The 14,088-nt window shown below is 71.5% G+C and carries 16 protein-coding genes; 14 read left to right on the top strand and 2 right to left on the bottom strand.

Translation table 11 applies throughout. The features are described from left to right. Positions 1–49 precede the first annotated feature (49 nt). Complete coding sequence (locus tag ON759_RS03875; RefSeq protein ID WP_271679056.1) at positions 50–1,891, top strand: glycosyltransferase family 39 protein; 1,842 nt, start codon at positions 50–52, stop codon at positions 1,889–1,891. On the opposite strand, the gene ON759_RS03870 is transcribed toward ON759_RS03875, so the two are convergent. Then, entirely contained in the window at positions 1,892–2,470 is a 579-nt protein-coding gene (locus ON759_RS03870) for a Maf family protein (RefSeq protein ID WP_271679055.1), read from the bottom strand. It lies immediately after the preceding gene. Between the two features lie 3 nt (positions 2,471–2,473). After that, a complete protein-coding gene (locus tag ON759_RS03865) occupies positions 2,474–2,839 on the bottom strand; it encodes a hypothetical protein (protein WP_271679054.1) in 366 nt (121 codons plus the stop codon). A gap of 101 nt (positions 2,840–2,940) precedes the next feature. Here ON759_RS03865 and ON759_RS03860 point away from each other — a divergent pair, with 101 nt between their 5' ends. The 13 genes from ON759_RS03860 (at position 2,941) to ON759_RS03800 (ending at position 14,079) form a co-directional block, all read left to right on the top strand. Then, positions 2,941–3,468 carry a YceD family protein gene (locus ON759_RS03860; protein WP_271679053.1) on the top strand — a complete coding sequence of 176 codons (528 nt, stop codon included), beginning with the start codon at positions 2,941–2,943 and terminating at the stop codon, positions 3,466–3,468. A 59-nt stretch (positions 3,469–3,527) separates the two neighbouring features. Continuing rightward, positions 3,528–3,722 carry a 50S ribosomal protein L32 gene (gene rpmF, locus ON759_RS03855; RefSeq protein WP_139715308.1) on the top strand — a complete coding sequence of 65 codons (195 nt, stop codon included), beginning with the start codon at positions 3,528–3,530 and terminating at the stop codon, positions 3,720–3,722. 179 nt (positions 3,723–3,901) lie between these two features. Further along, the gene (locus tag ON759_RS03850) at positions 3,902–4,891 is read left to right on the top strand and encodes a beta-ketoacyl-ACP synthase III (protein WP_271679052.1); all 990 of its coding nucleotides are present in this window, start codon (positions 3,902–3,904) and stop codon (positions 4,889–4,891) included. Between the two features lie 252 nt (positions 4,892–5,143). Continuing rightward, entirely contained in the window at positions 5,144–6,094 is a 951-nt protein-coding gene (fabD, locus tag ON759_RS03845; RefSeq protein ID WP_271679051.1) for an ACP S-malonyltransferase, read from the top strand. Continuing rightward, on the top strand, positions 6,091–6,852 hold the full coding sequence (gene fabG / locus ON759_RS03840) for a 3-oxoacyl-ACP reductase FabG (protein WP_271679050.1): 762 nt from the start codon (positions 6,091–6,093) through the stop codon (positions 6,850–6,852). Before fabD ends, fabG begins: the two co-directional genes overlap by 4 nt. A gap of 224 nt (positions 6,853–7,076) precedes the next feature. Then, positions 7,077–7,316 (top strand): acyl carrier protein, encoded by a 240-nt coding sequence (gene acpP, locus ON759_RS03835; protein WP_271679049.1) that lies wholly within the window; start codon positions 7,077–7,079, stop codon positions 7,314–7,316. 91 nt (positions 7,317–7,407) lie between these two features. Further along, complete coding sequence (gene fabF / locus ON759_RS03830; RefSeq protein WP_271679048.1) at positions 7,408–8,646, top strand: beta-ketoacyl-ACP synthase II; 1,239 nt, start codon at positions 7,408–7,410, stop codon at positions 8,644–8,646. 55 nt (positions 8,647–8,701) lie between these two features. Further along, positions 8,702–10,051 carry an aminodeoxychorismate synthase component I gene (locus ON759_RS03825; RefSeq protein ID WP_271679047.1) on the top strand — a complete coding sequence of 450 codons (1,350 nt, stop codon included), beginning with the start codon at positions 8,702–8,704 and terminating at the stop codon, positions 10,049–10,051. 100 nt (positions 10,052–10,151) lie between these two features. Further along, positions 10,152–10,982: an aminodeoxychorismate lyase gene (gene pabC, locus ON759_RS03820; protein ID WP_271679046.1), complete on the top strand. Its 831-nt coding sequence runs from the start codon at positions 10,152–10,154 to the stop codon at positions 10,980–10,982. Next, positions 10,979–12,052 (top strand): endolytic transglycosylase MltG, encoded by a 1,074-nt coding sequence (gene mltG / locus ON759_RS03815; protein WP_271679045.1) that lies wholly within the window; start codon positions 10,979–10,981, stop codon positions 12,050–12,052. Before pabC ends, mltG begins: the two co-directional genes overlap by 4 nt. Continuing rightward, entirely contained in the window at positions 12,049–12,708 is a 660-nt protein-coding gene (gene tmk / locus ON759_RS03810) for a dTMP kinase (RefSeq protein ID WP_271679044.1), read from the top strand. The genes mltG and tmk overlap by 4 nt, the downstream gene beginning before the upstream one ends. A gap of 2 nt (positions 12,709–12,710) precedes the next feature. Beyond that, positions 12,711–13,709, top strand: coding sequence for a DNA polymerase III subunit delta' (locus tag ON759_RS03805; RefSeq protein WP_374379029.1), 999 nt, complete (start codon positions 12,711–12,713; stop codon positions 13,707–13,709). A gap of 13 nt (positions 13,710–13,722) precedes the next feature. Then, positions 13,723–14,079 (top strand): PilZ domain-containing protein, encoded by a 357-nt coding sequence (locus ON759_RS03800; RefSeq protein WP_271679042.1) that lies wholly within the window; start codon positions 13,723–13,725, stop codon positions 14,077–14,079. Positions 14,080–14,088: the final 9 nt, after the last annotated feature.

Raw genomic sequence — 14,088 nt, 5'->3', positions numbered from 1 at the left:
GTCGGCGTCGCCTTGGTCGGGTCCGAGGCAGTGTACGAGGTCGCGGCGGATGCTGGATTCAACCGGGGTGCAAGCCGCCAGGCGCAGGTTCTTGTGGCTGTGGGCCTGTGCAAGCCTCGTCAACCTGGCGCTGGCCGCGCGCCTGCCGCTGTTCGTCGACGAGGCCTTCTATTGGCAGGAAGGCCGCCACCTTGCCTGGGCGTATTCCGACCTGCCGGGCATGACCGCGTGGCTGGCACGGATCGGCGATGCGTGGGCATCCGGCAGCACGTTGGCCCTCCGCCTGCCGTTCTTGTTGATCGGTGCCGCGATCCCGTGGCTGGTCGCGCGGATGGCGTCGCGCGAGGTCGATCCCGACCGCGGCTGGCAGGCGGGCAGCCTCGCGGTCTTGCTGCCGCTGTCCGGGTCGCTAGGACTGATGGCCCTGCCGGACGTGCCGCTGCTGTTCGCCACCGTGCTGTGCCTGGATGCCAGCCTGCGCCTGCTGCGCGAGGTCACTCCCGCCGCGGCGCTGGAACTTGCGCTGGGGTTGGCGATCGGCGGGCTGACCCACTATCGCTTCGCGGCGGTGATCGCGATCGGCTGCATCGCCTTGCTCGCGTCCGCCGAGGGGCGTCGCGTGCTGCGCCATCCGCTGGCCTGGGTCGCGATCGCGATCGGTGCGCTGGCGTGGTGGCCGCTGCTGGCCTGGAACCTCGATCACGCCGACGCCGGCCTGCGCTTCCAGTTGCTGGATCGGCACCCGTGGCAGTTCAGTCGCGAAGGCCTGCGCCTCGGGCGGATGCAACTCGCGCTCGCCACGCCGTTGCTGCTGGTGGCGATGGGGATCGCGGCGTGGCGCGGCCTGCGCGCGCAGCAACCTGCACGCCGTTACCTCGCGACGTGCGGGTCGCTGGTGGTCGTCGGCTTCCTCGCGCTCGGCTTCGTCGCCGATCGCGAGCGGGTGAGTTTCCATTGGCCGCTGCCAGGCTACGTCGCGCTGCTGCCGCTGCTGCCCGCGGTGCTGGCGAGCTGGGCGCGCGGCTGGCGGATCGCCGCGTGGGCCACCGCCGGGCTGGGCCTGGCCGCGGTGCTGGGCTACTACGCGATAGCCTCGATGCCCGCAGTGCGGGCGCAAGCGGCGTCACGCAACTTCCATCCGACCAATTTCGCCGGCTGGGACGTGCTGGCGCGCGAGGTCGATGCCACGCTGCGCGCCATGCCGCCCGGCACGCGGCTGCTGGCGGGCGACTTCAAGCTGGGTGCCGAGCTGGGCTTTGCGCGCGGCGATGCGCGGATCCCGGTGATCGATCATCCCCTCAACCACAAGCATGGACGGGCGCCGCAACTTGCGCTGTGGAGGCTGACCGTTGATACGCGCGAAGCCCTCGGCAATGGACCGATCCTGCTCGTCGCCAGCGCCAACGACGTGCCCTTCCGCGACCTGCTGGCGTACTACCACGCGCTATGCCGGCAGGTCGGGCCGTTGCCGCCGCCGCGGGTCCTCAACATCGACCACGGGCGCCAGCGCTTCCTGCTGTTCCGCTTGCCGGCAACACGCCCTGCGGGCGGCTGCACCACCCCCGCGCTCGCCTTCGTCGATGCGCCGACGCCGGGCGCCGAGGTCGGCAGCGGCTTCGATGTCACCGGCTGGGCGTTCAAGGACGGCGTCGGCCTGCGCGGCGTCGAGGTCACCGTGGACGGCATGGCGGCAGCACGGATGGCCTATGGGGATGCGAATCCGGGCGTCGCCGCGTTCTGGAAGGTCAGCCGCGATCCCGCGCATCCGCGCGTCGGCTTCCACGGGCGCGTCGAGGGCGTCGCCACGGGGCGGCACTGGCTGGGCCTGCGCCTGCATGGCCGCGACGGCAGCGTCGAGGACTGGCCTGCGCAGGTGGTCGAGGTTCGCTGATCAGGGCAGGCGGAAGCCGGCCTGGCGCAGCAGCCGGGCGGTGGCGATCAGCGGCAGGCCGATCAGCGCGGTCGGGTCGCGGCTCTCGATGGCATCGAACAGGGTGATGCCGAGGCCCTCGGCCTTGAAGCTGCCGGCGCAGTCGAACGGCTGCTCGGCGTCCACGTAGCGGGCGATTTCGCCGTCGTCGAGGTCGCGCATCGCCACTTCGGTCAGGTCCAGCGCCTCCAGCACGCGGCCGTCGGCGTTCGCCAGCGCGATGCTGGTGTGGAAGCGCACGCGCCGGCCGCGCATCGCCTGCAATTGCGCGATCGCGGCGTTGCGCCCACCGGGCTTGCCCAACAGGCGGCCCTCGACTTCCGCGGCCTGGTCGGAGCCGATCACCCAGGCAGCGTGGTCGAGGCCGGCGGCGACCGCGAGCGCCTTGGCGCGGCCCAGTCGGGCCGCCAGCGCGTCCGCCCGCTCGCCGGGGGTCGGGGTTTCGTCCACCTCCGGACGGGAGGTGTCGAAGGGCAGGCCGAAGCGCGCGAGCAAATCGCGGCGATAGCGCGAGGTGGAGGCGAGGACCAGCGTCGGCATCGTTCAGGGCTTGCCGGCGCGGGCGCGGTCGATGCGCGAGAGTTGCTGCTCCAGGCTGCCGCGGGCGGCATCCAGCGAGCCGCGCACGCTGCGCAACTGGTCCAGCGAGGCATCCGCCGCATGGTCGCGCAGCCACAGGCGCTGGCGCAGCAGGTCGCGCATCGCGCCCTGGACCGGGTTCTGGTGGTCGCCGGCGACCGCCTCGATCTCGCCACGCGCGACCCGCAGGCGGGCTTCCAGCGCATCGGCCGCGTCCAGCACCTCGCGGATGGCGCGCGCGCGCGGGTGCTCGCCGCGCAGCCGGCGCCAGGCCAGCCACGCGAGCGAGGCGATCAGGGCCAGCAACAGCAGCAGGAGGGTCGTCTTCACCCGGCGAGTCTGCGCCAGTCGCCTCAGGGGCGGCAATCGGCATGTCGCCCGGGGCGGCCCGGTTTGACACCTAACTGCTTGGCGAGTAACATTTTCCGGCTATGTCCAGCCCCTCCAACAGCCGCGTGCCCGAAGCCGTGGACGCCTGGCGGATGGTGGCGGCCCGCAAGGTGTTCGAAGGCAGGATCCCGTTGGCTGCGATGGCGCGCCTGCGCGACGGCCTGGTCGATGCCGAGGGCGAGGTCGGTTACACGATGGAGTTCGGCACCGATGCGCTCGGCGTCGCCTTCGTGGAACTGCAGGTCGAGGCCGGCCTGCCGCTGGAATGCCAGCGCAGCCTGCGTCGGTTCGTGCTGCCGGTGCAGCTGTCGCAACGCCTCGGCCTGATCCGGGACGAGGCCGACGAAGTCGCGCTGCCGCCCGGCTACGAGGCCTTGCTGGTGGCCGACGACGGCATGCTGAAGCCGGCCGAGCTGGTGGAGGACGAGTTGATCCTGGCGTTGCCGGTGGTGCCGGTGTCCGCCGACGTGGAGGAAGTCGAACGCGAGTTTGCGCCGACCGCGGAAGAAGTCGCCCAGGCCAGTCCGTTCGCGGCGCTGGCGGGCCTCAAGAAGGGGCATTCCCCTTGAGAGAAAGGTGCGACAATATCGCGCTGAGTCGCTGAAACGTTTTCTTTGGAGTTGTTCCCATGGCCGTCCAGAAGTCCCGAGTCTCCCCGTCCCGCCGCGGCATGCGCCGCGCCCACGACGCCCTGTCCGCCAAGCAGCTGGCCACCGATCCGACCAGCGGCGAGACCCACCTGCGCCACCACGTGACCGCCGATGGTTACTACCGCGGCAAGCAGGTCATCGCGCCGAAGACCAAGGTCGTCGACGAGGAGTGAGCCGCGGCCGCAAGGCCAGGGTTACCGCATGACGCCCGGCCGCGCCATTGGCGCGGCCGTTGGCGTTTCTGCATCCCGCGTTTCCCGCAGGCCGCCGCCCCTGGGGTTGGCCGGCCGCATGTCCGTCGCGCTATCGTGACGGGTCGCCCCCGGCGAGGGGGCTCGCCAGGAGTCCGTGCATGAGCCAGCCCGAAGGTCGCATCCATTCCCGCATCGCCGGTACCGGCAGCTACCTGCCGGAGAAGGTGCTGACCAACGCCGACCTGGCCAAGTTCGTGGACACCAGCGACGAGTGGATCGTCGCCCGCACCGGCATCCGCGAGCGCCACGTCGCCGCCGAGGGCGAGACCACCTCGGACCTTGCCTACCACGCCGCGATGCGCGCGATGGAAGCGGCCGGCGTCGGCCCCGCCGACCTCGACCTGATCGTGCTCGGCACCACCACGCCGGACCTGATCTTCCCTTCCTCGGCCTGCCTGCTGCAGCACAAGCTGGGCGCCGCCGGCTGCCCGGCCTTCGACGTCAACGCGGCCTGCTCCGGCTTCATCTACGCGCTGACCATCGCCGACAAGTTCATCCGCTCCGGTGCGGCGAAGACCGCGCTGGTGGTCGGCGCCGAGACCCTGACCCGGATGCTGGACTGGAACGATCGCGGCACCTGCGTGCTGTTCGGCGACGGCGCCGGCGCGGTGGTGCTCAAGGCCGATGCGGAGACCGGCATCCTCAGCACCCACATGCACGCCGACGGCGGCAAGAAGGAACTGCTGTGGAACCCGGTGGGCGTCTCGGTCGGCTTCAAGCCGGAGGAGCAGAACGCCGGCGTGCGCGTGCTGATGACCGGCAACGAGGTCTTCAAGCATGCGGTGAAGGCGCTGGATTCGGTGGTCGACGAAGCCCTGAGCGCGAACGGCCTGGATCGCCACCAGCTGGACTGGCTGGTCCCGCACCAGGCCAACCTGCGCATCATCGAGGCGACGGCCAAGCGCCTGGACATGCCGATGGAGCGGGTGGTGGTGACCGTGGACAAGCACGGCAACACCTCCTCGGGCTCGGTACCGCTGGCGCTGGACCAGGCGGTCCGCGACGGACGCATCCAGCGCGGCCAGCTGGTGCTGGTCGAAGCCTTCGGCGGCGGTTTCACCTGGGGCTCGGCGCTGCTGCGCTACTGACTTCGGCCGGTGCCGGCTGCGCTCGACGCTTCGGGCGCGTACGGTGCTCGCGATCCTCATCGACCCCACGTCAACTGCAGTTGCTGCACTCCGCGCGCGCCCGAATCGCCATCGCTCGCAACGGCCCCCGCGTCGAACCCGGCTGGGTGTCGCCGGGAAACGCCCAATACGCCCCGGTACAGACGCGCTAGAGCAATTGCTCGTATCATGCGCATCCCTTGATCCTGCGGGCGTTCGCGCGCCCGATGCCGCGTGAGCGATACCCCCGCCCAACTCGCCCTGGTCTTCCCCGGCCAGGGGTCGCAATCGGTCGGCATGCTGGCCGAACTCTCGGAACTCCATCCATCGGTCAAGGCGACGTTCGAGGAAGCCTCGGACGGTGCCGGCGTCGACCTGTGGGCGCTGTCGCAGGGCGGCCCGGACGAGATGCTCTACCGCACCGAATACACCCAGCCGGCCTTGCTGGCGGCGGGCATCGCGGTGTGGCGCCTGTGGCAGGCGCAGGGCGGCAAGCAGCCGTCCGTGCTGGCCGGCCACAGCCTGGGCGAGTACACCGCGCTGGTCGCAGCGGGCGCACTGTCCTTGAAGGATGGCGCGCACCTGGTGCGCATCCGCGGGCAGCTGATGCAGGAAGCCGCCCCGGCGGGCGTCGGCGCGATGGCTGCGGTCCTCGGCGCGGACGACGCCGTGGTCGAGGCGGCCTGCGTCGAAGCCTCCGGCGCGCAGGTGGTGGTGCCGGCCAACTACAACTCGCCCGGCCAGATCGTGATCGGTGGCGATGCGGCAGCGGTGGATCGCGCGCTCGCGCTGCTGCAGGCGCAGGGCGTGCGCAAGGCGGTGAAGCTGGCGGTTAGCGTGCCGTCGCACACGCCGCTGATGCGCGAGGCCGCCAACCGGCTGGCGCAGGCGATGGCCGGGATGGCGTGGTCGCAGCCGGCGCTGCCGGTGGTGCAGAACGTCGATGCCGCGGTGCACGCGAGCCTGGACGACATCCGCGATGCGCTGGTCCGCCAGCTCTACCTGCCGGTGCAATGGACCGCCTGCGTGCAGGCGCTGGCCGCGCGTGGCGTGGGTCGGGTCGGCGAATGCGGCCCGGGCAAGGTGCTGGCCGGCCTGGCCAAGCGCATCGACAAATCGCTCGACGCGCGCGCGTTGGGCACGCCGGCCGACTTCGCCGGCGCCATCGAGGAATGGAAGGCATGAGCGAACAACCGCCGCAGGGCGCCCCGTTGAAAGGTGAGGTTGCGCTGGTCACCGGTGCCTCGCGCGGCATCGGCGCGGCGATCGCCGACCACCTGGCCGCGCTGGGCGCCACCGTGATCGGCACCGCGACCTCGGACGCCGGCGCGCAGGCGATCGCTGCCCGGCTCGCCGACGCCGGCGGCCACGGGCGCCGGCTCGAGGTCAACGAGGCCGGAGCGATCGAGGCCCTGGTCGATGCCGTGGCCTCGGAGTTCGGCAACATCTCGATCCTGGTCAACAACGCCGGCATCACCCGCGACAACCTGCTGATGCGGATGAAGGACGAGGACTGGCAAGCCATCCTCGACACCAACCTGACCAGCGTCTACCGCGCCTCCAAGGCCGTGCTGCGCGGGATGATGAAGGCGCGCAAGGGCCGCATCGTCAACATCGCCTCGGTGATCGGGGTCACCGGCAACGCCGGGCAGGCCAATTACGCCGCGGCCAAGGCCGGCATCATCGCCTTCAGCAAGTCGCTGGCGAAGGAGATCGGGTCGCGCGGGATCACCGTGAATGTCGTTGCGCCCGGCTTCATCGCCACCGACATGACCGCCGACCTGCCGGAGACCGCCAAGGACGCCATGCTCGGCCAGATCGCGCTGGGCCGCCTCGGCGAGCCGGCCGACATCGCCCGCGCCGTGGCCTTCCTCGTCGGCCCGGATGCCGGTTACATCACCGGCGAAACCCTGCACGTCAACGGCGGGATGTACATGCCATGAGTGCCGTGGCCTGGCCTGCTGCGCTCGGCGCTCCGGGTGCGGGCGGTGCTCGCAATCCTCATGTACACCTACGTACACTGCGGTTGCTGCGCTCCGTCCACCCCCGGATCGCCATCGCTCGCGACGGCCAATCCAGCGGCACTCCCAAGTTCCCCGGCCGGCAATTGCCGGCCGGCTTTCACGTAAACTAACCATCGACCCGATTTCCGGGAGGAGCAACCCACATGAGCAGCATCGAAGAGCGCGTCAAGAAGATCGTCGTCGAACAACTGGGCGTCAAGGAAGAGGACGTCACCACCAGCGCGTCGTTCGTGGACGACCTGGGCGCGGATTCGCTGGACACCGTCGAGCTGGTGATGGCGCTCGAGGAAGAGTTCGAGTGCGAGATCCCGGACGAGGAAGCCGAGAAGATCGGCACCGTGCAGGCCGCGATCGACTACATCAAGGCCCACGTCAAGGCGTAACCCGCCTGTCGTGCGTCGCCACGCCGGGGCCGCGGATGCGGCCCCGCGCGTTTGCAGCACCGCAATACCGAAATCGAATCGAGGAGCCGTCATGTCGAAGCGTCGCGTCGTGGTTACCGGGATGGGGATCGTCTCGCCGTTGGGCAACGACCTGGCCAGCAACTGGGACGGCATCGCCAACGGCCGCTCCGGCATCGGCCCGGTGGCCGGCTTCGACGCCAGCACCTACCCGACGCGCATCGCCGGCGAGATCCGCGACTTCGACGTCACCCGCTGGGTGAACCCGAAGGACGCGAAGAAGATGGACCACTTCATCCACTACGGCATCGCCGCCTCGCTGATGGCGAAGGACGACGCCGGGCTGGAGGTCACCGAGGCCAACGCCGAGCGCATCGGCGCGCTGATCGGCGCCGGCATCGGCGGCATCTGGGGGATCGAGGAGACCGCGATCAAGCTGCACGAGGGCGGGGTCCGCAAGATCAGCCCGTTCTACATCCCCAGCACCATCATCAACATGCTCCCGGGCCAGCTCTCGCTGATGACCGGGATCAAGGGCCCGACCTTCTCGGCGGTCTCCGCCTGTGCCACCGCCAACCATTCGATCGGCATGGCGTTGCGCATGATCCAGTACGGCGACGCCGACGTGATGTTCGCCGGCGGCGCCGAGCGCGGCAGCTCGCCGACCTCGATGGGCGGCTTCTGCGCGATGAAGGCGATGAGCACCCGCAACGACGACCCGGCCCGTGCCTCGCGTCCGTGGGACGCCGGCCGCGACGGCTTCGTGCTGGGCGACGGCGCCGGCATCCTGGTGCTGGAGGAGTACGAGCACGCCAAGGCCCGCGGTGCCCGCATCTACTGCGAGCTGGCCGGCTTCGGCGCTTCGTCGGATGCCTTCCACATGACCGCGCCCAGCGAGAACGGCGAGGGACCCGCGCGCTGCATGGCCATGGCCTTCCGCGATGCCGGCATCAACCCGGAGGACGTGGGCTACCTCAACGCGCACGGTACCAGCACGCCGCTGGGCGACGTCGCCGAAACCCTGGCGATCAAGCGTGCGTTGGGCGACCACGCCTACAAGACCATGGTCAGTTCCACCAAGTCGATGACCGGCCACCTGCTGGGCGCGGCCGGCGGCGTGGAGGCGATCTACTCGGTCAAGGCGCTGGAAACCGGGATCATCCCGCCGACCATCAACCTCGAACAGCCCGGCGAGGGCTGCGACCTCGATTACGTGCCGAACACAGCGCGCGAGGCGAAGGTGGATGTCGTGGTGTCGAACGGGTTCGGCTTCGGCGGCACCAACGGCACCCTGGTGTTCAAGCGGATCTGATGCCCGCGTCCTCCCTTGCGACACAGGGGAGCGCGGGACAGGCTGCCCTCCGCCGATGACCGCCCGACCGCTCCCCGCGGGACTCGACCTGCTCGACCTGCACCGGCTCGACCCGGCGCGCTATCCGGTGCTGCTGGAATCCAGCGCGACCGGGGCGCATGGCCGGCGCGACCTGCTGCTGGCGCACGCCGGCGAGGGCTTCGCGCTGCATCGCGACGGGGTCGTGCGCAGCCTGGCCGGCGAGGTGCTCGGCGGCGACTTCCTCGCGGTCCTCGATGCGCAGTGGCAGGCCCGGCGCGGGTCGCCGGAGGCGGTGGGCGGACGTGCGTTCGACGGCGGCTGGGCGTTGCTGCTGGGTTACGAGCTCGCGGGCCAAGTGGAACCCGTGCTCGCGCTCCCGCACGCCGAGGGCGGGTTGCCGGTCGCCGTCGCGCTGCGGTGCCCGGCCGCGGTCCTGCACGATCGCGAAAGCGGGGCATGCAGCGCCGTGGCATCGCCCGGCGACGCGGGCTGGCTGGCGCGGATCGAGGCGGATGCGGTCCGCGCGATGGCGCTGCCGGCCTTGCCCGCCTGGCAGCCGCCGCGGGCGGTTGGGGAAGACGCGCCCGAACGGTTCCTCGACGGCGTCGCGCGCGTGCTCGACTACCTCGCCGCCGGCGATGTCTTCCAGGCGAACCTCTCGCGCGGCTGGCGCGCGCGCTTCGATGCGCCGCTGGATCCGGCGGCGCTGTTCCAGCGCCTGCGCGGCAACAACCCGGCGCCGTTCGCGGGCATCTTCCGCACCGCGCATGGCAGCGTGGTCAGCGCGTCGCCGGAGCGGCTGGTGTCGGTGCAGGGTCGGCGGGTCGAGACCCGGCCGATCGCCGGCACCCGGCCGCGCTTTCCGGGCGACGACGATGCCGCGCGCATCCGCGAGCTGGTCGGCCACCCCAAGGAGCGCGCCGAGCACGTGATGCTGATCGACCTCGAGCGCAACGACTTGGGGCGCGTGTGCACGCCAGGCAGCGTGGTCGTCGACGAGCTGATGACGGTCGAGAGCTATGCCCACGTGCACCACATCGTCAGCAACGTGCGCGGCGAGCTGCTCCCGGGCGCGACCCCGGGCCGGGTGATCGCGGCGGTGTTCCCCGGCGGCACCATCACCGGCTGCCCGAAGGTGCGTTGCATGCAGGTGATCGCCGAGCTGGAAGGCGTCGGTCGCGGCGCGTACACCGGCGCGATGGGCTGGCTGTCGGACGCGGGCGACATGGACCTGAACATCCTGATCCGCAGCGCGGAAGCGGAAGGCACGGCGCTGCGCTTCCGCACCGGCGCCGGCATCGTGATCGACTCCGACCCGCAGCGCGAGCTCGAGGAAACGCGGGCGAAGGCACGCGGGATGCTGCGCGCCCTGGGGGTCGAATGAGGCCCGCGACCGCGACCAGCATTGCAGCATCAAGCCCCGGCAACCGGAAGCGGATGCCGCGGGGTTCGACGCACCAAGCGAGTATCGGGGAGCGACTGCGTTGAACCCCGCGGCATCCGCCGTGTTCGTCGGCCAGGTGCGCGAGGCGTCCGTGGCGTCCTCCAACCGCGGCCTCGCCTATGGCGACGGCCTGTTCGAAACCATGCGCGTGCATCGCGGCGGCATCCCGCTGTGGTCGCGGCACCTGGCGCGGTTGCGCGATGGGGCGGGACGGCTCGGCATCGTAGTGCCTGAGCTGGGCTTCCTCGAAGCGCAGGTCCTGGCGTTCGCGGGCGATGTCGATGGCGGGGTGCTCAAGTTGCTGTTGACCCGCGGCGATGGCGGACGCGGTTACGCGCCCCCGGCCGACGCGGTCCCGACGTGGACGCTGTCCCGGCATCCATTGCCGCCGCCGCTGCCGGGCGCGCTGCAGCTGCACGACTGCGCGACCCGGTTGGCGATCCAGCCGGCCCTGGCCGGCCTCAAGCACTGCAACCGGCTGGAGCAGGTGCTGGCGCGTGGGGAGGTCGAGCGCGCCGGCTGCGACGAGGGCCTGATGCGCGACATGGAAGGCGCGCCGGTCTGCGCCACCGCGGCCAACCTGCTGGTGCTGCAGGGCGGGCGCTGGACCACGCCCGCCGTTTCGCGGTGCGGGGTGGCGGGCGTGCTGCGCGGCTGGTTGCTGGACGCCGGCCTGGTCGAAGAGGCGCCGGTCGCGCGCGAAGCGCTGGACGATGCCGACGCGTTGGCGCTGTGCAACGCGGTGCGCGGTATCCTGCCGGTCGCGTCGCTGGGCGCGCGCCGATGGGTGCGCGATGCGGCGGTGGACAGGATCCAGGAACGGTTGGCGATGGCATTCCCGATGTTTTCCGAGGCAGGGCAGGGCACATGAGCCGGCGCGCGCGACGTGTGCCGGCGGGCGGGGCGCTGCGCCGCTTCCTCCTGCTGGTCGTGGTGGTCGCATTGCTGGCCGGTGCATGGGCCTGGCAACGGCAGCGCGGCTTCGCCGACGGTGCGCTGGACGGGATCAAGGCCGGGTCGAGCCTGGTGGTGGCGCGCGGGGATTCGCTGGACGCGGTGCTGCGCAAGCTGCGCGACGCCGGCGTCGACACCGGCGAGCGCCTGCAGTGGCAGTTGCTGGCGCGCGAGCTGGATGCGGCCGGTCGCCTGCAGGTCGGCGAGTACGCGCTGGATGCGGGCACCACCCCGCGTGCGCTGCTGTTGGCCATGCGCGACGGCAAGGTCCTGCGGCGCAACTTCACCATCGTCGAAGGCTGGAACATCCGCGACCTGCGTCGCGCCCTGGCCAAGGTGCCCGAGTTGCGGCAGGAGGCGGCCGGGCTGGACGATGCCGCGCTGATGCGTGCCCTGGGCCAGCCCGGGCAGCACCCCGAGGGGCGCTTCCTGCCCGAGACCTATGCCTGGGTCCGCGGCGATACCGACCTGGACGTGCTCAGGCGCGCGCATGCGGCGATGGCGAAGGCGCTGGCCGCGGCGTGGGAGGCACGCGCGAAGGACCTGCCGCTGCGCTCGCCCGACGAAGCATTGACCCTCGCCTCGATCGTGGAGAAGGAAACCGGCATCGCCGAGGAACGCCCGGCCATCGCCGGCGTGTTCGTGCGGCGCCTGCACACCGGCATGCGCCTGCAGACCGACCCCACCGTGATCTACGGGATGGGCGCGGCGTATGCCGGCAACATCCGCCGCAGCGACCTCACCACCGACACGCCCTACAACACCTACACCCGCGCCGGCCTGCCGCCGACGCCCATCGCGATGCCGGGCGAAGCCGCGCTGCGGGCCGCCACCCGCCCCGCACCCGGCGATGCGCTGTACTTCGTCGCGGTCGGCGATGGCAGTGGCCGCCACGTGTTCAGCGCGTCGTTGGACGCGCACAACGCGGCGGTGCGCGCCTATGTGCAGCGCTACCGCGCGCAACAGCGCGAGGCGGCGCCGAAGTGAGCGGCGGACTGCGGCGGGAATCGCGCCTGCTGACCATCGAAGGTGGCGAAGGCGCGGGCAAGAGCACCGTGCTGCGCGCATTGCGGGACGCGCTCGTGGCCGACGGGTTCGAGGTAGTGTCGACCCGCGAGCCCGGCGGCACCCCGCTGGCCGAACGGATCCGCGGCCTGCTGCTGGATCCCTCGCACGAGCCGGCGGCACCGGAGACCGAATTGCTGCTGATGTTCGCCGCGCGCGCGCAGCACGTGCGCGAGGTGGTGCTGCCGGCGCTCGCCCGTGGCGCGTGGGTGGTCAGCGACCGCTTCACCGATTCGAGCTATGCCTACCAGGGCCATGCGCGTGGCCTGGACCAGGGCTTCATCGCCGAACTCGAACGGCGCGTGGTCGGGATCGAACCCGGGCTCACCCTGCTGCTCGACCTCGGCGTCGCCCACGGGCGCGAACGCACCCGCGGCCGCGACCTGCTGGGGGGCGCCGGCCCCGACCGCATCGAGCGCGAACGCGACGATTTCTTCGAACGCGTGCGCGCGGGCTTCCTCGCCCGCGCACGGGCGCATCCGGATCGCGTCGAGGTGATCGATGCCAGCCCGGCCGCGGAGGCCGTCGCCGCGGCGGCCGTCGCCGCATTGGCCCGTTACCGCGCGGGGCTGCGATGAGCCTGCTGCCGCCGCTCGCGCCCTGGCAGCAGCGCGCCTACGCCCAGGCCTGCGCGGCGATCGATGCCGGGCACTTCGGCCACGCGACGCTGGTCGTCGGCCCCGCCCGTATCGGCAAGCGCGTGCTCGCCGAACGCCTCGCCCAACGCGTCCTGTGCCAGGCACCGCAGGCCGACGGTGAACCCTGCGGCCACTGCAAGGCCTGCCACCTGTTCGCCAGCCGCGCCCAGTACGACCCGATGGAGGTGCGGCCGGATGGAATGCCCGCGCATCCCTGGGGCCACAGCGCGCATCCCGACCTGTTGCTGGTCGGCCACGAGGTCAACCAGAAAACCGGCAAACCGCGCACCGAGCTGGTAATCGAGCAGGTCCGCGCGATCTCCGAAAAGCTGGGCCTGACCGCGCAGCTCGGCGGTGCGCAGATCGTCATCGTCGATCCAGTGGAGGCGATCAACTGGAACGCCTTCAACGCCTTGCTGAAGACGCTGGAGGAGCCGCAGCCGGGCCGCTACCTGTGGCTGTTGTGCGCCGATCCCGCGCGCTTGCCGGCCACCATCCGCAGCCGATGCCAACGCCTCGAGCTGCGCCTGCCGCCACGCGACGAGGCGCTGGCCTGGCTGCGTGGCCGCGGGCATGCGCAGGCCTTGGCCGAAGAGGCGCTGGATGCGGCGCGCGGCGATCCGGGGCTGGCCGATGCCTGGCTCGCGGGCGATGGGCTGGCGTTGCGGCGCGAGGTCGCCGCCGATGCGCAGGCCCTGCAGCGCGGCCAGGCGGCCGCCGTGGATTTGGCTGCGCGTTGGGTGGCCGACGGGCGCGCTGCGGAGCGCTTGCAGCACCTGGCGGACCTCGCGTTGCGCGAGGCCTCGGGCTTGACCGATCCGGTGCGAACCCGCAGGCTGGCCGCGCGATTCGACGCCGCCAACCGGGCGCGTGGGTTGTTGCGCACCACGGTGCGCGCCGACCTCGCCGTCGCCGAGGGGCTGGTGGCATGGAGCAACTGATGGGGACTGGCGCATGAGTGGAGCGGGCGGCGCGCGGCAAGGCATCCTGTCGCTGGTGGTCAAGGACAAGGCCGCGCTGTACAACGCGTACATGCCGTACATCCGGCAGGGCGGGATCTTCGTGCCGACCACGCGGCGCTACTTCATCGGCGATGAGGTCTTCCTGCTGCTCACCTTGCCGGATTCCTCCGAGCGGTTGCCGGTCGCCGGGAAGGTCTGCTGGGTGACGCCCACCGGTGCCCAGGGCAACCGCACAGCCGGGATCGGCGTGCAGTTCGCGGACACCGCCGAAGGCGAATCGGTGCGGGGCAAGATCGAGACCGTGCTGGCGGGTACCCTCAGCGCCGAGCAGCCGACCCAGACGATGTGACGCCGCTGC

Source organism: Thermomonas mangrovi (assembly GCF_028201335.1).
Classification (GTDB): Bacteria; Pseudomonadota; Gammaproteobacteria; order Xanthomonadales; family Xanthomonadaceae; genus Thermomonas; species Thermomonas mangrovi.
This window is presented reverse-complemented; position numbering and strand designations above follow the sequence as displayed.